The sequence below is a fragment of the Lysinibacillus sp. UBA6686 genome (assembly GCF_002455205.1).
Taxonomy (GTDB): Bacteria; Bacillota; Bacilli; order Bacillales_A; family Planococcaceae; genus Lysinibacillus; species Lysinibacillus pakistanensis.
Genome location: NZ_DKJS01000004.1, coordinates 23,170 through 40,110, shown reverse-complemented (window position 1 = coordinate 40,110; position 16,941 = coordinate 23,170). Strand labels below are relative to the sequence as shown.

Annotated in this window: 18 protein-coding genes and 1 pseudogene; all 19 read left to right on the top strand. The window is 38.3% G+C overall.

Features of this window, described 5'->3' with window-relative positions:
* Positions 1–479 precede the first annotated feature (479 nt).
* Positions 480–1,838: an aspartate kinase gene (locus B2R82_RS01055; RefSeq protein ID WP_286923106.1), complete on the top strand. Its 1,359-nt coding sequence runs from the start codon at positions 480–482 to the stop codon at positions 1,836–1,838.
* A gap of 93 nt (positions 1,839–1,931) precedes the next feature.
* Entirely contained in the window at positions 1,932–2,114 is a 183-nt protein-coding gene (locus tag B2R82_RS01050; RefSeq protein ID WP_054771733.1) for a hypothetical protein, read from the top strand.
* Between the two features lie 237 nt (positions 2,115–2,351).
* Complete coding sequence (locus B2R82_RS01045) at positions 2,352–3,032, top strand: adenosylcobinamide amidohydrolase (RefSeq protein ID WP_286923104.1); 681 nt, start codon at positions 2,352–2,354, stop codon at positions 3,030–3,032.
* Positions 3,032–3,988 (top strand): adenosylcobinamide-phosphate synthase CbiB, encoded by a 957-nt coding sequence (gene cbiB, locus B2R82_RS01040; protein ID WP_286923103.1) that lies wholly within the window; start codon positions 3,032–3,034, stop codon positions 3,986–3,988. Before B2R82_RS01045 ends, cbiB begins: the two co-directional genes overlap by 1 nt.
* Positions 3,975–5,054: a pyridoxal phosphate-dependent aminotransferase gene (locus tag B2R82_RS01035; protein ID WP_286923102.1), complete on the top strand. Its 1,080-nt coding sequence runs from the start codon at positions 3,975–3,977 to the stop codon at positions 5,052–5,054. The genes cbiB and B2R82_RS01035 overlap by 14 nt, the downstream gene beginning before the upstream one ends.
* A gap of 11 nt (positions 5,055–5,065) precedes the next feature.
* Positions 5,066–5,674 carry a histidine phosphatase family protein gene (locus tag B2R82_RS01030; RefSeq protein WP_286923101.1) on the top strand — a complete coding sequence of 203 codons (609 nt, stop codon included), beginning with the start codon at positions 5,066–5,068 and terminating at the stop codon, positions 5,672–5,674.
* Between the two features lie 12 nt (positions 5,675–5,686).
* The gene (locus B2R82_RS01025) at positions 5,687–6,262 is read left to right on the top strand and encodes a bifunctional adenosylcobinamide kinase/adenosylcobinamide-phosphate guanylyltransferase (RefSeq protein WP_286923100.1); all 576 of its coding nucleotides are present in this window, start codon (positions 5,687–5,689) and stop codon (positions 6,260–6,262) included.
* A 34-nt stretch (positions 6,263–6,296) separates the two neighbouring features.
* Positions 6,297–7,073 carry an adenosylcobinamide-GDP ribazoletransferase gene (gene cobS / locus B2R82_RS01020; RefSeq protein WP_286923099.1) on the top strand — a complete coding sequence of 259 codons (777 nt, stop codon included), beginning with the start codon at positions 6,297–6,299 and terminating at the stop codon, positions 7,071–7,073.
* The gene (locus tag B2R82_RS01015; RefSeq protein ID WP_286923098.1) at positions 7,046–7,645 is read left to right on the top strand and encodes a histidine phosphatase family protein; all 600 of its coding nucleotides are present in this window, start codon (positions 7,046–7,048) and stop codon (positions 7,643–7,645) included. Before cobS ends, B2R82_RS01015 begins: the two co-directional genes overlap by 28 nt.
* Entirely contained in the window at positions 7,594–7,986 is a 393-nt protein-coding gene (locus B2R82_RS01010) for a bifunctional adenosylcobinamide kinase/adenosylcobinamide-phosphate guanylyltransferase (protein WP_286923097.1), read from the top strand. The genes B2R82_RS01015 and B2R82_RS01010 overlap by 52 nt, the downstream gene beginning before the upstream one ends.
* A gap of 20 nt (positions 7,987–8,006) precedes the next feature.
* Positions 8,007–8,501 carry an ECF transporter S component gene (locus tag B2R82_RS01005; RefSeq protein WP_286923096.1) on the top strand — a complete coding sequence of 165 codons (495 nt, stop codon included), beginning with the start codon at positions 8,007–8,009 and terminating at the stop codon, positions 8,499–8,501.
* A complete protein-coding gene (locus B2R82_RS01000; RefSeq protein ID WP_286923095.1) occupies positions 8,498–9,181 on the top strand; it encodes a hypothetical protein in 684 nt (227 codons plus the stop codon). Before B2R82_RS01005 ends, B2R82_RS01000 begins: the two co-directional genes overlap by 4 nt.
* Before the next feature lie 545 nt (positions 9,182–9,726).
* The gene (locus tag B2R82_RS00995; RefSeq protein WP_286923094.1) at positions 9,727–11,460 is read left to right on the top strand and encodes an ABC transporter ATP-binding protein; all 1,734 of its coding nucleotides are present in this window, start codon (positions 9,727–9,729) and stop codon (positions 11,458–11,460) included.
* Positions 11,457–13,268, top strand: a complete 1,812-nt coding sequence (locus tag B2R82_RS00990) for an ABC transporter ATP-binding protein (RefSeq protein WP_286923093.1) — start codon at positions 11,457–11,459, stop codon at positions 13,266–13,268. The genes B2R82_RS00995 and B2R82_RS00990 overlap by 4 nt, the downstream gene beginning before the upstream one ends.
* A 134-nt stretch (positions 13,269–13,402) precedes the next feature.
* Positions 13,403–14,383 (top strand): alpha/beta fold hydrolase, encoded by a 981-nt coding sequence (locus B2R82_RS00985; protein WP_286923092.1) that lies wholly within the window; start codon positions 13,403–13,405, stop codon positions 14,381–14,383.
* Positions 14,380–15,038, top strand: a pseudogene (locus tag B2R82_RS00980) (response regulator transcription factor). Before B2R82_RS00985 ends, B2R82_RS00980 begins: the two are co-directional and overlap by 4 nt.
* The gene (locus B2R82_RS00975; RefSeq protein WP_286923091.1) at positions 15,035–16,030 is read left to right on the top strand and encodes a sensor histidine kinase; all 996 of its coding nucleotides are present in this window, start codon (positions 15,035–15,037) and stop codon (positions 16,028–16,030) included. Before B2R82_RS00980 ends, B2R82_RS00975 begins: the two are co-directional and overlap by 4 nt.
* A 117-nt stretch (positions 16,031–16,147) precedes the next feature.
* Complete coding sequence (locus tag B2R82_RS00970) at positions 16,148–16,618, top strand: DUF2975 domain-containing protein (protein ID WP_286923090.1); 471 nt, start codon at positions 16,148–16,150, stop codon at positions 16,616–16,618.
* 10 nt (positions 16,619–16,628) lie between these two features.
* Complete coding sequence (locus B2R82_RS00965) at positions 16,629–16,850, top strand: helix-turn-helix domain-containing protein (RefSeq protein ID WP_054771737.1); 222 nt, start codon at positions 16,629–16,631, stop codon at positions 16,848–16,850.
* Positions 16,851–16,941: the final 91 nt, after the last annotated feature.

Sequence of the window (16,941 nt, the reverse complement as noted above, 5' to 3'; positions counted from 1 at the left end):
CGGGTAGGTCAAAGAATCGCTCGGCTCCAATTGCGAATGTTGTTTAAAATAGCACAAACATCACTATTTTCTCTGCATATCATAATGAGGTAAGCGTTTTCTTTTATTTATATAGAAGAAACCCATAACACTCTGTCAAAATGGGAACAAAATCAGGGGGAGAATCTTGCAACTACTTTTCTAAAGCCAACACATGTCCTAATGACGATAATTTCCGGAAATTCGATGATTTAAGCTTATTCAGACGAAGAATTGTACGATTATATGAATTTCACAAAAAATATTTGTAAAAACCTTAACTATTTCGTATGAAATCCGTATAATAAATCAAACAGTGCGAAAATTGTCCATTTTCTATCGGTAAATTGCGTGAATTTTTTAAATTGTATTGACGTGGGGAACGATAATTTGTACACTGTGTACATTCAATTGTTTTTTGGAGGAATACAATTATTTCAAAAAGTTAGGATTTGATAGATATGATCGTATGTAAATTTGGTGGAACATCTGTAGCAAGTGCAGAACAAATTCAAAAAGTAGCAAACATTGTAAAATCTAATCCGGCACGTAAAATCGTTGCCGTTTCAGCGCCAGGGAAACGCTCTGGGGATGATATAAAAGTAACTGATTTATTAATCCATTTAGCAATGGCAGCCGTAAAAAATGAAGATACTGAAGAGAAAATCCAAACTGTTGTCAACCGTTTTAAGGCAATTGCAGATGGTTTGGCATTAGATTATGCCATTTGTGACGTGATTGCGGAGGATCTACGTGAGCGTGTACAGGGCGATAAATCCAATGAGGAATTATTTATTGATAGCATTAAAGCTGCAGGTGAAGACAATAATGCGAAGCTTATCGCAGCATATTTCAATTCGATTGGTATGCCAGCACGATATGTAAGTCCAAAAGAGGGATTGGTGGTCAATGATTTACCAGAACGCACTTTTGCATTACCTGAGGCTTATGTCAATTTAGCACCACTCAAAAACACAAAAGAAATTATTGTGTTCCCAGGTTTCTTCGGTTACACTAAAGCGGGCGTATTGCGTACATTTGACCGTGGTGGCTCCGATATTACAGGCTCTATTCTCGCAGCAGCTGTGGAGGCAGAGCTTTATGAAAACTTTACGGATGTGGATTGTGTGTTCTCTGCGAATCCGAAAGTCGTGAATGATCCAGTGGAAATTAAAGAAATTACGTATCGCGAAATGCGCGAATTATCCTATGCAGGCTTTTCCGTGTTCCATGATGAAGCGCTGATGCCTGTCTATAAGATTGGGGTGCCAGTTAACATAAAAAATACAAATAATCCTTTAGCCCCAGGTACTCGTATCGTACCAAGCCGTCCTGCAACAGGTCGTCCGGTTACAGGTATTTCGGCAGACAGTGGCTTTTCAACTTTATATGTCTCTAAATATTTAATGAATCGTGAAGTAGGCTTTGGCCGTAAGCTATTACAAATTTTAGAGGATGAAAATATTTCATATGAACACACACCGTCTGGTTTAGACGATATTTCTGTTATTATGCGTTCAAATCAATTGACACCAGAAAATGAAGCACGCATTTTGACACGCGTGAAAAATGAATTGCAGGCAGATGATGTGCAAATGCGTCATGGTTTTTCAATGATTGTGATCGTTGGCGAAGGTATGCGGAACAATACAGGTCTAGCGGCACGTGCTGCTACTGCAATTTCCAAAACAGGTGCCAACATTGAGATGATTAATCAGGGTTCATCAGAAGTAAGTCTAGTATTTGGTGTGCTCCAAGAATTTGAAAACAAAATTTTACAAGCACTTTATGGAGAATTTTTTGCACATGTGCAAGCATAAGGAAATAAACACTAATCCTTACCTGGATTAGTGTTTTCTTTTTAGCTAGAATACGGTAAAATCGAGGACGTACATAGATAGGAGGGCTTTCTATTGAAAAATTTATCAATTGGTATGCTGTTATCAGTGGTTGGGATACTATTTGTTTGTCTAACAATCATGGATGTTTTACCATCCTCGACAAAAACTATGAAATTTGTCTATATCGGAATTGGCTGGGTATTTATCATTGCCGGGTCTGTAATTCGTTTTAAAAATTTAAAACAAAGACAATAAGTGTATCAAGAAATTAAATTGTTATAAAACATAAATTTATGATACAATTTCAAAGAAAATAAATAATTTGAGTAGTATGAAGTTGTAATGCTGTACAAAAATTCAGAAGTTTCAAATTTGAAGTTTATTATTAATTTAAAAATTGGACAGTACAAATTCTTCTTTGTAAGAATTTGTTTTTTTATGGCTGTAATCGTCATAAAGAATGGTTCTAATTTTAGTAGGAGGCTTTATGAAATGCCCGTACTTCGTAAGGAAGATATTCATATTTTCGAACATTATGTTGCTCTGCAAACAGCTTCGCCGATGAAGGTTGTATCCTCAGCTATGCACAATCCAGGCTTTGGCTATTATACACACTTCATGAATCGGTCAGTGCCGAAGACGTATGACGAACGGAAGCCACATCTGGAATTACAACAATTTATACATAAAGAGGGTTTTCCAATTGATAGCACAGTGGCAATGATGACGGCTGTCTATGCTAAATTTGCAACAATTCGGGAATTTACCGTTGAAGGCATCCACCTAGTTGTTATGATAACGGCTGGACTCGGCAATGCCGTAGATATTACGCGTGCCTATCATCGGCAGGAGCAATATTATGCGGGCACCATTAATACTTGGGTCATGATTAATGGAAAGCTATCAGATGAAGCTTTATTTCAGGCGATGATCTCTACAACGGAGGCAAAGGTTAAGGCTATTATTGATGAGGGTATTATCGACCCTACAACTGGTACGCAGGCTACTGGAACATCAACAGATAGTTTGCTTATTGCCTCGACAGAAGAAGGGGAGTACCATCAATATGCGGGCCCGATTACAATGCTAGGAAAAGTGATAGGTCATGGTGTATATGTGACAATGCGAGAGGCGATTCAAAAATATAAAAAAGATAAAGAGGAGAATTTGTGATGTTGGCATTGGTTATTGCCTGTATCATCGGGCTTGTTTTTGATTTACTAGTAGGTGATCCTCCTAAACTGCCTCATCCAGTTCGTTGGATTGGAAAGCTTATTCAAGCTCAAACGGAATTATGGAATAAAGGGAAAATGAGAAAATTCCGCGGCATGGTCATGGCACTCGCTGTTGTGGGCACGACCATGTTTGTAGTTACGGCTATTCTGCTAATAAGCTACCAAATTAGCTTGCTATTGGGCATTGTGGTGGAAGGGCTTCTTATTGGTATTGGACTGGCTCAGCGAAGCTTAAAGGAGGCTGCAATGGCAGTATATGAACCGCTTGTTAAGGGGGATTTTGCCGAAGCACGTGTAAAGCTATCTTGGATTGTTGGACGAGACACTGATAATCTAGGTGAGGATGAGATTGTGCGTGGTGTCGTGGAAACAGTATCAGAAAATACAAGTGATGGTGTAACAGCCCCGTTATTCTATGCTTTTTTATTTGGTGCCATTGGTTTATGGGGCTATAAGGCTGTAAACACCTTAGATTCGATGGTTGGCTACAAAAATGATCAATATAAAGACTTTGGCATGTTCTCAGCGAAGCTTGATGATGTTCTTAATTTTATTCCGAGTCGTATCACAGGTCTACTCATTGTATTGGGTACAAAAAATGAAACAGATGTATCCCTTAGAAAACGTTTAAAACGCTGGGCACAGGATGCCAAGAAGCACCCTAGTCCTAACAGTGGCTATTTAGAGGCAGCAACAGCTGTGCAGCTAGGGGTAGAACTAGGTGGTAGAAACTCCTACCATGGGGTTGTCTCACACCGAGCAATTATGGGGGAAAAATTAGTACCCTTAACAAAGGAGCATATCGCTACATCCGTTATACATATGAGAATAGCGACATTGCTCTTTACACTTGTTATGTTAGCAGTGGAGGTGTTAATATTTGCAATTACCTAATCATGGAGCGAATCCACAAAATGTCTATCGGCAGTTAGGGCTTGTTATGCCAGAAGATGTCTATGATTTTAGCGAAAATGTTAATTCAGCAGGGCCGCCTCCGTTTGTGGAGGCACGCTGGCGAACATTTTATCCGCTTATTCAACGATATCCTGATCCAGATGGTGAGCCATTCCTTACAAAGGTTGCAGCTTTTCATCATGTGATAAAAGATTCTATTTTACTTGGAAATGGGGCATCTGAACTTTTTGCTGTATTGGCTAGACGCTATGCTTGTAAGCGTGTTATTATCGTTCATCCAACTTTCTCTGAATATGAACGAACATTGCAAGCAGTTGGCGCAAATATTGTACCGATTATCGTAGAGGATATTGTTCAATATGCATTACCGATGGAACAACTAAAGCGAGAAATGGTAAATGCAGATGCTCTTTATATTTGTACGCCCAATAATCCGACAGGTGTGCTACCTCAAAAAGTAGAGCTGGAACAGTTAATGATTCATGGAGCAAGCGTAAATTGTGAGCTTGTTATTGATGAAGCCTTTATTGACTGGGTGGATGAAGGGTGCTCTTTAATCGGACATGTAGTGAAAAACCCTCATGTGCTTGTTGTACGTTCGATGACAAAAATGTATGCTATTCCAGGGTTGAGATTGGGCTATTTAGTTGCAGACCCAGCAGTTGTAAGAGAGCTAAAGGGCATGCTTGCTCATTGGAATTTAAATGCCTTTGCACTTGTTATAGGCGCAGGGTGCTTAGATGAACAATATTATTGTCAGCGAGCTATTACCTATGCGAGAAACCAGCGAGACACATTACAAAGTTATTTACAAGAAAACGGTTGTCAGGTGACGAATAGTGTAACCAATTATATATGCTTTGCATTACCCAAAAATCAGTCAGCAGAAGCCTTTTTTACGTATTGTTTATCGAAGGGTGTCGTGCTGCGCCATACTCATAACTTTTTAGGATTAAATGGCGAATGGTTCCGTATTGGTATAAAAGATATTACGGCTATGACTTATTTACATAACTGTTTGCAGACTTGGTTTAAAGCAAATTAGGAGTGAGAAGAGTGACAACATTTTTACTAGTAAGACATGGTGAAACGATGTGGAATAAGGAGCATCGTTTACAGGGGTGGTTAGATTCACCATTAACCGAAGTAGGTGTTTTACATGCAAAAAAGCTACAAGAATATTTAAAGAATATATCCTTTGCTGCAGCATTTAGTAGTTCAAGTGGTCGGGCAATGGAGACGCTGCATATTCTTGTTGGTGATCGCCAGCTCCCAATTTTTTATGAAAATGATTTACGAGAAATTTATTTAGGAGACTGGCAAGGGAAAACGATGGAGGAAATTCAAAAAACACACTGCTCAGAGTATGAATTATACATGAATTATCCCGCTCAATTTGTTGCTACTCATACCGAAAGCTTTGGTGCAGTGACAGAACGGGCAATGTTTACGCTGAAGAAAATTGCAGAAAAATACCCGCAAGACAATATTTTAATTGTTTCTCATGCTGTCACAATTAAATGCATGATTAATGCTATTTTAGATCGTAGTATAGATCAGCTATGGGCAGAGCCATTTATCAACGGGACAAGCGTTACGAAAGTTGAACATCTTGAACAGCAATGGCATGTGAAAGAGATAGGAACGGTTTATCATCTGCAATAGGAGGTGTTTACATTGCCATTGATTTTTATAACTGGTGGAGTACGCAGTGGTAAATCCCATTTTGCAGAAAAAATGGCGATTGCGCATTATTATACGGAATCGATGCAAGAACAGCGTCTTGTTTATATTGCGTCAGGGATTGCGCTGGATTATGAAATGGAGAAACGAATACAGCGTCATCAGGCTGATAGGCAAACTCAAGGAATCCAATGGCTGACGATTGAAGCCCCGTATAAGATGGCAGATTCGCTCCAAAGTCTAAGAGATGGTGATGTCGTTTTATGGGATTGCGTCACAACATGGCTAACAAATGCTTTTTATGAGGGCTTTGATAAAGGAATGCCATGTGTAGCGCAACCAGGCTGCTTAGAGAGGAAGCTAAGCGATTTAAAAATAGCTGTACAATCATTACTTAGCAAAAAGATCACGCTAATAGTTGTATCCAATGAATTATTTGATGAGCCTCCGTATCTTAATGAAGAGGTAGAATTATACCGACAAATGCTAGGGAATTTCCATCAGTGGTTTGTTTCGATGGCAGCGGAAGCCTATGAAGTAAATTATAGTATCGTAAAAAAATGGAAATGATGTCCTTGAATCTAAAATGAAGGAAGGCAAGACGATGAAAAATTTCTGGCAGAGCCTATTACTTGCATTACAATTTTTTACAGTTTTGCCGGTACATAAAGAACTATCATTAACAAAAGGAACTGTTACAGGGATGTTCGCCTTTTTGCCATGGGTAGGTGCATTAATGGGTACGGCAACGGCGGCAGTGATCTATAGCTTAACGGAATGGACGGCAAGCAGTGAAATATTACTGTCCTTTGTAATTATTGGGCTATTTGCTTTATTCACTGGAGGTTTACATTTAGACGGATTTATTGATATGGGAGATGCTTATTTTTCGTATCGGGATCGTGAGAAGCGATTAGAAATTTTGGATGATCCGCGTGTCGGCGCATTTGGTGTGCTCTCTGTGTTATTTTTAGTGCTTGGAAAATTTGTCATACTGCATGAATTACTCGTACAGCATAAGTTCGCACTTTGGATGCTTATTTTTATCCCTTTATTAACGAGAGTAGGCATGAGCTTTTATTTTATGTCACTAAAATGTTCAAAAGAAAAAGGGCTTGCCTACTTTTTTAAATCTCATATTAAGCAATATGTACTAATTAGTTTCATGCTTATTACATTAATTGTCGCATATACAATCGTCTTCCTTATTGCAGGCTTTACATTTGTCCCAATTGTGCTTCTAGTGGTTTTAGCTATTGCCCTTGTGGTTTTCCGACAATTTACAATGCGCAACTTTGGTGGCGTTTCTGGTGATTTACTAGGCGCTTCCATTGAGGGAATGGAGGTAGTATTGTGGATAACATTGTTATTGTGCGCTTAATGAGGCATGCACCAACAAAAGAGAATTTGGAAAAGCGTTATCTTGGCTGGACGGACGCATCATTAGCTGATATATCTAAACTATCGATTGTAGATAAAAATGTTATGAAAGTATATGGCAGTGATTTGCGACGTTGTAGGGAAACTGCTGCTCATTATTTTCCAAATGCTACTTACATAACTGATTGGCGACTTCGAGAGTCTAACTTTGGGGAGTTCGAAGGAAAAACATACGAGGAGTTAAAATCTGATCACAGGTATTGTGCATGGTTAGACAACCCTGTTTTGTCTCCACCACCAAATGGGGAAGGCTTTGCTGCATTTTGTCAGCGTGTGAAAGATGGTTTTTCTGCGCTACCAAGGGATGAAGATAACTATTATGTGGTTGCACATGGTGGCGTTATTCGAGCATTACTTGTAGAATTTGGCCCAGTGGAGCAGCCCTTTTGGACGTATAATGTGCCACATGATAAAATGTTTACTTTAACATTTTCAAGGAAAGCTTGGGAGGAGGGAAATAGATGCATGTCTTTATTGGAGGAGCCTATAATGGAAAAACCGACTATGTTATGACATTGCTTGTAGATCAAGAGGCTGTATTAGTCGATGGTTATTTACCTGAATCTATTCCTGAATGTGATGTATTAGTTATCAAAGGCCTTGAAAAGTGGCTTGTCACACAAAATCTTGAGGAGGATGAGGCTCTTGTCAACGCCATGTTAACAAGACTACAGGCTCTAGAGGAAAATAGGACATTGTATATCATAGTTACTGATATGGGGCGCGGGGTTGTGCCAATGGAAAAGCAAGCACGATTACTACGTGATACTTGTGGGCGATTGTATCAAGCTTTATTTGCTGAAGCAGAACGTGTCATACGCATATGGTATGGTATCGCAGAGCAAATTAAATAAGACAGAAAAGAGGGAATGGAATGAATCGACAAAGATTTACGAAATTGACGCTCACTGCTATGGTAGCCGCTATCTGTGCTGTTGGAGCGGTGATTAAAATTCCAGCAATTATATCGACTGCTGCATTGGACTCCGCCCCTGCATTTTTAAGTGTTGTATTTTTATCGCCAGTATTAGCGGGAGTCGCAGGAGGCATTGGGCATTTTATTACAGCTTTAACGACTGGATTCCCATTTGGACCATTACATATTATCATCGCAGTAGAAATGGTTATCGTCGTTTGGATATTTGGAATAATGCATAAAAAAGGCCTGCATTTCTGGAAATGGCCTGTGGCACTTTTTTTAAATGGTGTGGTAGCACCATTACCATTTTATTTTATCATAAGTCCAGCATTCTACTGGGCATCGCTGACTAGTCTTCCGTTAGCAACGCTTATTAATTTGGTTATTGTAGCCGTTGTCATGCCGATACTTTCTAAGGTGTTTGTTCGTAAGGGTGGGCGAGTACATTGAGAAATGCAGTGAAAATAGGCGGGCTTATTGCGACTACAGATAATGCTGCAGCAATTGGTGAAAAGCCACAAGATATTGTGTCAGCTTCAGATAAGCTCACGGCTTACTTTACAGCGCGTGTGACATTTTTAGAGCAGCTTGCAGTAAATGCCTTACCTACTCATATTATACTAGCAAATTTTTCAGGGGATGCTGCTTGGTATCATTATGTAGCAGGTATACAGCAGGTTTTTGAGGAGGCTGGTCTAATATGCCCACAGATAGATGGTAGTACAGAATCCAATATGCCAACTTTACAATCTGCTTTAGCCATTACAATGCTTGGTGAGCCGCAAAAACGTACATCCTATGAGCTTGAGCACCTTCGTTGGTATACGTATGGACTGCCACTTGTAGGCAATGAAGTCCTTGCGCAGCCCGAGGATGTTGCACAGCTTCAAGCTATTTATCATGCATGGAAAGAGGAAATTGTTCAGCAAGTTTGGCCTGTCGGTTCAAAGGGGCTACAAGCAGAGTTTACCCGACTTTTTGGCGAAGTACAGGTTGAAAGTGTCTTGAATACTGAGAAAAGTGCTGGGCCTTGTACTGTGATATTACTTGGGATTCATCCAGCAAAAGAGCAACTAGCACAAAAAATTTTTTCTAAAAATTTTAAAAAGCTTTGTAAGACTACATTATAACAGGTCTTGCTCCCAGAAAAAGTAATTAAAAATTACAAGGGGCAAAATCCTTATTGAAACTCTAGATACAAAAATGGATAACGGTAATTAGTTTGGCATTGATTGTTCGTATAAGGATTTAAAGCCTATGAAGTTATGGACTTATGCAAAATGGATTTCTATGAACAGCACTTCTGCCAATGTTTCACAAGTAGAAGATAACAGCTTTGATAAATGTAAAAGGAGAACCCACGTGAGCAAAAGCTTTCGTGGTTTTTTTAGCTGGCAATCAGGTTGATATTGACGATTTGTATACTTTTGTATACAATTGTATGCTATTGAGAGGTTTTCGATAGTCTGCAAATTGAATGTAGTGTGGTGGTTATTGACAGAGCATAGTAGTGGCTGTCAAATGGTAGAGAAGGCAAATGATTCCATAGTATTTAAGAGTCTACAAAGACATAATCTAGCAAAATATTACGAGACTCGAAAAACTTCTTCGCAATTGGGAATGATTTTCAGTTATAATGAGAAACGAATGATTTAACAGGAACGGAGTCGAAGGAATGCAGGCAATTAAACAATTAGGGCGCTATTTAGGACCCTATAAATTTTTTACATTGATTGCACCGCTGCTGATGGTGCTAGAGGTAACGATGGATTTACTTCAGCCCACAATTATGCAGCATATGATTGATACAGGCATTGCTAATGGGGATAATCCATATGTGCTGAAAATGTTCATATGGATGTTAGTAAGTGCGGTGCTTGGACTTTTTGGTGGAATTGGTTGTTCATATTATAGTTCCAAGGCAGCGATTCATTTTGCTTCTGATGTTCGCCAATCATTGTATGAGAAAATGATGACGTATTCAGCAAAGGAACGTGATAATTTCACAACAGGAAAGCTTATTACGATATTAACAAGTGATGTGGAGAGTATTCAACGCGCGTTTATGATGACGTTGCGTATTTTTGTACGTGGGCCACTGCTCTTTATTGGTGCAGTTATAATTGTCTTTGTCACTGCTCGAGAACTATTTTCCATACTACTGATTATTGTACCAATGTTAATCATAGCTATGTACTTTTTTACAAAGTATTCAGGTGTGCTATATCGCAGAGTACAAGAGGCCATTGATGGAGTGAATACAAAGCTACAGGAAAATTTAGCAGGAATTCGTGTGATCAAAGCCTTTCGTCGTGAAACACAGCAAATTGAACAATTTAGTAAACATAATGATGTACTGACAATGCGTTTTATTACAGCCGAGCAAATTGTTGGTGTGCTTGTACCCTTTACTATGTTTGTGATCAACTTGGGCATTGTTGCAGCACTTTGGCTTGGGGCAATTAAAGTGGAGGCAGGAACATTACAGGTAGGCGTCATACTCGCTTTTATCAATTATTTAACAATCATCTTGAATGGCTTGATGTCTTCAAGCATGGTGCTAATGCAAATTGCCCGTGCAATCCCTTCTGGTGAACGCATCATAGATGTTTTAAATAAAGAGGTGACAGTGAAAGAAGCAGAAAGTGCACTTGCTACTCCAATCCATGGTGCAATTGATTTTCAAAATGTCAGCTATCGTTATTATGAAACGGCAGAGGATGTCCTCAAAAATATTACCTTTTCCGTGAAGACAGGACAAACAATTGGTCTCATTGGCAAAACGGGGAGTGGAAAATCCACGCTGGTAAAACTTTTACCTCGCTTATTCGACCCTACTAGTGGTGAAATACACTTGGATGGAAAGCCAATAAAGTCGTATGCATTGTCAACTTTACGTGAGCATATTGGCTTTACCTCCCAGAAAGCACTACTATTCTCAGGTGAGATTGAGAAAAATATTCGTGTAGGTAAGGAAAATGCAACAACTGAAGAACTACAAAAAGCATTGGATGCTGCATGTGCTACTGAATTTGTAGAACGACTTGATAAAGGCATCGCACATGAATTATCACAGGGAGCAACGAATCTTTCTGGTGGACAAAAGCAACGACTGGCCTTAAGCCGTGCACTAATCAGGCAACCAGCTATATTAGTGCTGGATGATACAACATCAGCATTGGATAGTGCCTCTGAAAAACATGTGCAACAAGCCATTCATGAACAATATCAAAATACCACAACATTTATCGTCGCCTCAAAAATCGCTTCGATTCAGCAGGCAGATGTCATTCTTGTATTAGAGGATGGCGAAATTGTTGGTCAGGGCACTCATCAAGAATTATTACAGAATAATAAATCCTATCAAGCAATCTATGCTTCACAGCAAAAGGCTGGTGAACAATCATGAATCAAAGTCAATCAAAGCAAATGAATTTTGGACGTGGACCTCGTATGAGTGGTCCAACTGAAAAGGCTAAAAATCAAAAGGTCACAATATACCGTGTATGGCAGTATGTGAAGCTACAAAAAATAGGGCTTTATTTCTCTATATTTTTTGTCATCGCCTCAACATTTTTAAGCTTAGCAGGCCCCTATATGATTGGACATATCGTTGATGACTATATTATGAAAAAGGACATTGCTGGAACGATTCGTCTCGGGATTGTCTTAGCCGTCATTTTTACAATCGCCTCTATTTTTACCTGGCTGCAAACATACGTCATGATTCATGTAGCGATGAAAACCATTCGCACACTGCGACTGGAATTATTTAAAAAACTTCAAACGCTCACCCTAAAATTTTTTGATCAGCGTGCACTTGGTGATTTAATGAGCCGTGTCACAAATGATATTGATAATTTAAATACAGCCCTTGCGCAAAGTGTGACCCAAATTGTTTCATCCATTTTAACAGTGATTGGTGTTAGTATTGCGATGTTTTCTCTTAGCTGGCAGTTAGCCATTGTCACATTAATTATTATTCCACTTATTGTTTTCACGACAAAGCAAATTGTGAAACGTAGCAGTAAAAACTATGCAGCACGACAACGTGATTTAGGCAAACTTAATGGCTATATTGAGGAAATGATTACAGGAGCGGAAGTTGTCACACTCTTTGGAAAGGAACAGCAAACAATTGCCACATTCTATCAACAAAATGAAAATTTACGCAACTCGGCACAGCGAGCAGAAATTACATCAGGCCTTCTTGGTCCAATTAATAACTTTATGAATAACCTAGGTCTAGCCGTTGTTATTGGAACAGGGGCATTTTTATCAGTGCAAGGGTTTGTTTCTATCGGTGTCATTGCGGCATTTGTTACGTATACACGTCAATTTTTCCGTCCGCTAAATCAGCTATCCAATCTATTAAATACCTTCCAGTCAGCAATTGCAGGAGCAGAGCGTGTTTTTGAAATTTTAGATGAATCATCAGAGGTGGCGGATAAACCACAGGCTATTGATATCCAATCTTTAAAAGGAGATGTGAGATTTCAACATGTGTCCTTTAGTTATTTACCCGAGAAGCCAGTCCTAAAAAATATAAGCTTTCATGCTAAAGCTGGTGACACTATAGCGCTTGTTGGACCAACGGGATCAGGAAAAACGACTATTATCAATTTGCTTACACGTTTTTATGATGTGGATACAGGTGAAATTTTGATTGATGGCCAAAACATTGAGAACTACAAAATGGCTACAATCCGTCAAAGAGTAGGAGTCGTATTGCAGGATACGTATTTATTTTCTGGGACTATTCGGGAAAATATTCGTTTTGGTAAGCTAGATGCGACAGACGCAGAGGTAGAGGAAGCAGCGAAAATAGCCAATGCTCATAATTTTATTAAATACTTACCAGCCCAGTATGATACGCCAGTACATGCAGGAGGCGGAAATTTAAGTCAGGGACAACGACAATTACTTGCTATTGCCCGGGCAATTTTGGAAAATGCAGATATTTTAATTTTGGATGAAGCGACATCAAGTGTCGATACGCAGACAGAGGTCGATATTCAAAAGGGCTTACAGCATTTGATGCAGGGGCGCACTAGCTTTGTCATTGCACACCGTTTAAAAACGATTGAGAGTGCCGATCAAATTCTCGTTATTCAACAGGGGGAAATTGTCGAGCAGGGCAATCATCAGCAGTTAATGCAACGTCAAGGTATCTATCATAACCTCCAACAAAAGCTTTCACTTGAGCAAGAAGTGTAAATCATTCAATCGATCTATCCAGAATCATAAGTAGGAGCTGTCTAAAAAATTTTAGGCAGCTTTTTCTATAAAAATTAATCAGAAATTTATTTTTATCGTGTATCCTTTCAAATAACAATTGAAAGGAGAATTGTATGAAAAAAATTAAGAAAATTCTAGTGTATGTAGGGGCATTTTTTTTGCTTGGTATAGTCGCTATTTGTGTGTATCATCAAATTCAGCTACATAGAGAAGCGGTTATTTTAAAGAACAAGGGTACATTGGTTGGGGAAGAACACCAAAAAATCAATGTCTATACGGAGGGGCATGGTGATGATACCTATGTCTTTATGGCAGGCTCTGGCATTGCTGCTCCTATGTATGAGATGAAAGGGCTTTATAGCAAATTCTCACAGGAGCATAAAATTGCTGTTATCGAAAGAGCAGGCTATGGATTTAGTGATATTACAGATGATAACCGAGATATTGATACTATATTAGAGCAAACGAGAGCAGCTCTTCTACAAAGTGGCAATAAGCCCCCTTATGTTTTAGTTCCACATTCAATCTCGGGTGTTGAAGCTATCTATTGGGCACAAAAACACCCTGAAGAAATTAAGGGCATCATTGGACTTGATATTGGTTTGCCGGGTCAATATGTGAAACATAAAATGGACCAAATGGATACATGGATGATAAAGGGGGTCAATCTATTAACGAAAATAGGCTTGCATCGTCTAACACCCTCGAAAGTTTATAACCCACAAGTAATGAGGCAATCCTTTTTAACAAAGGAAGAAAAAGCTATTTATCAAGCGTTGTCCTATAAACAATTTTTTAATAATAATATGAAGAATGAGCTATTACAAGTCTACGAAAATAGTTTACAATCAGAAAAGTTGCCAAAACCTCAGAATACACCGATATTATTTATTGATGCCATTGCAGAGGAAAATAAATATACAAAACAAAAGCGCAAGGATTACAGAAATTTTGCTGAGCAAATAAACTTGGCAGATGTGAAAGAAGTAAAAGGTACCCATAGCATTTATTTATATAAACCAGATGAGATCTATCAACTTGCTATGGCATTTATGGAAGAGAAAGTAGACAGCAAAGAAAGGTCGATAAAATGAAGGGTTTTACCATTTTAATAGTAGAGGATGATCAAACGATTGGTCATTTACTGCAAAAAATAATCCAACGTGAAGGCTATGAGGTAGTATGGAAAACAAGCGGTAAGGATATTGTACATATTATCCATCAAATTGATTTAGTAATCATGGATATTATGCTACCAGGAGAGGATGGCTATCAGCTGACAACGTTTATTAAAGGCTTAGGCTTACCTATTCCTATTATCTTTCTGTCAGCTCGAAATGACATTGAGAGTAAGCTAGAGGGGTTAACAGTTGGAGAAGATTATATGACAAAGCCCTTTGAACCGAGAGAGCTTCTTTTACGAATGCAAAAAATGCTCAAGCAGCATTATGGTTCTTTGATACAAATTCAGCACCTCTTGATTAGTACAGAGCAGCGAAAGGTATTTAAGCATAATATTCATGAAGAAATTGTTTTGACTGCTATAGAGNNTATTTGTTTGACAACCGAGATAGAGTGTTATCGAAGGATCATTTTTTTGACTACCTATGGCCGCTGGAGGATCGAAATCATAATATCATCAATGTCCATATTAAAAAAATTAGAACAAAAATGGATGATCCTACAGGTACTATTCTTCAAAATATTTACGGGGAAGGGTATCGTTTAAATACCTATATACGACAATGACATTAAAAACAAAATATCGCTTTCTATTATTTTCTGCTATTATCAGTGTTCCAATTGTATTATTAGGAATAAGTGTATTGATGTCCATACTCTATGAGTTTGCCTTTAAATCGAAAAATCAGGACACTCCATTTCATGAATCCTTTGCCTACCCAATAATGCTTGTTGTGTTCTTTTTATCACTATGTGTGCTAGCCTTTTTATTTTCAAAATCAATTAATTCATTGCTTACGAAAATTAACATGCTCCATCAAGTAATTCGTGACTTAGCAAGTGATGAAAGAACACCCCATACATTAGAAGTTAGCAGTGAGGATGAAATTGGACAGCTTATCCAATCGGTCAATATTTTAATTGAACGAACTACCTATCGGGAACTAGAATTGGAGCAACAACAACGATTGCAAAAGGAGCTTCTTCAAAAGCTAAGACACGATATCAATACACCACTCACAGCGATTCGATTACAATTATTTTATGTAGAAGATTCCCTAAAGGACCAGCCAGATTTGGTAGAGTCATTAAATGAGCAGATTCACTATATTGCCAACTTAACAAATGAATTATCGTTTCAATCCATTGATACAGTGGAAAGCTCTTATATTATAAAAGAGGAAGTGAGTCTGCCGAAATTATTGGAGACAATGATAGACAAATGGCGCTATTTATTTACCATTCATTCAATCGAATTAAGCTTTCAACTAAATGTATCAGAATTATTGTGGATGAGTAATGAATTATGGTTACAGCGTTTATTTGATAATGTGTTTCAAAATACCTTAAAACATTCCAAAGCCACAAAGCTTATGGTTATAATTGATAATGGAATGATTAAGATGATAGATAATGGGATTGGCTTTGAAAAAAACCACAAACATTGCGGATTAGGGTTACAGATTATCGAGGATATCGCTATGGTTCTTCAGCTACACTACACACTGGAATCAAGCAAAGCAGGTACATCATTTTGCTTTACCTCAAAGATGGAGTAATAAAATGTTTAGAAAAAAACAATAAAAATAAGCTCTAAATCGATAATGATTTATTGTAAATCGATAAAAGTGGTGCTACAATCAAACTTACAATAAATCCGTGATGAGGTGTATTTGTTGAAACGTGAAACATTCTTTTTAAAGATCGCTGTTTTTTTAATGGGATTGCCCGTTCTTTCCTTATGTATTTTAGTGGTGCCTCGAGTGGCAATAAAAGCAGCACAGCATTTTCCAAAAACAACTTTATTCGCTGTCATTGTTGTCTATGCAACGGCAATCGCTTATTTTATCGCCCTGTATACGACTATAAAACTTTTAAGCTATATTGATCAAAATATTGCTTTTTCAGAACGATCCGTCAAAGCTTTAATTACGATCAAATACTGTGCAATCATTATTAGTAGTCTATACGTGGTAGCCATGCCAATGATATACTATGTTGCGGAAGTAGATGATGCTCCTGGACTTATTATCATCGGTATGGTCATTATTCTTGCTTCCTTTATCGTGGCAGTCTTTGCTGCTGTGCTTCAAAAGCTCTTAAAAAATGCCATCGATATCAAATCAGAAAATGATTTAACGGTTTGAGGTGAATACTATGGCGATGATCATTAATATTGATGTAATGCTAGCTAAACGGAAAATGAGCGTAACAGAACTTTCAGAAAAGGTTGGCATCACGATGGCGAATCTATCTATCTTGAAAAATGGTAAAGCAAAGGCGATTCGATTTTCAACTTTAGAGGCGATTTGTGAAGCTTTACAATGTCAGCCAGGGGATATTTTAGAATACAGGCGGAACGAAGATAATCAGGACTAAAGAAGAGCTTGGTCAAAACCAAGCTCTTTTTGGCATTTGGTTCAAATGGTTTTCGTAGCTGCATTAAAAAGATGACTAGTTCCATGAGGTA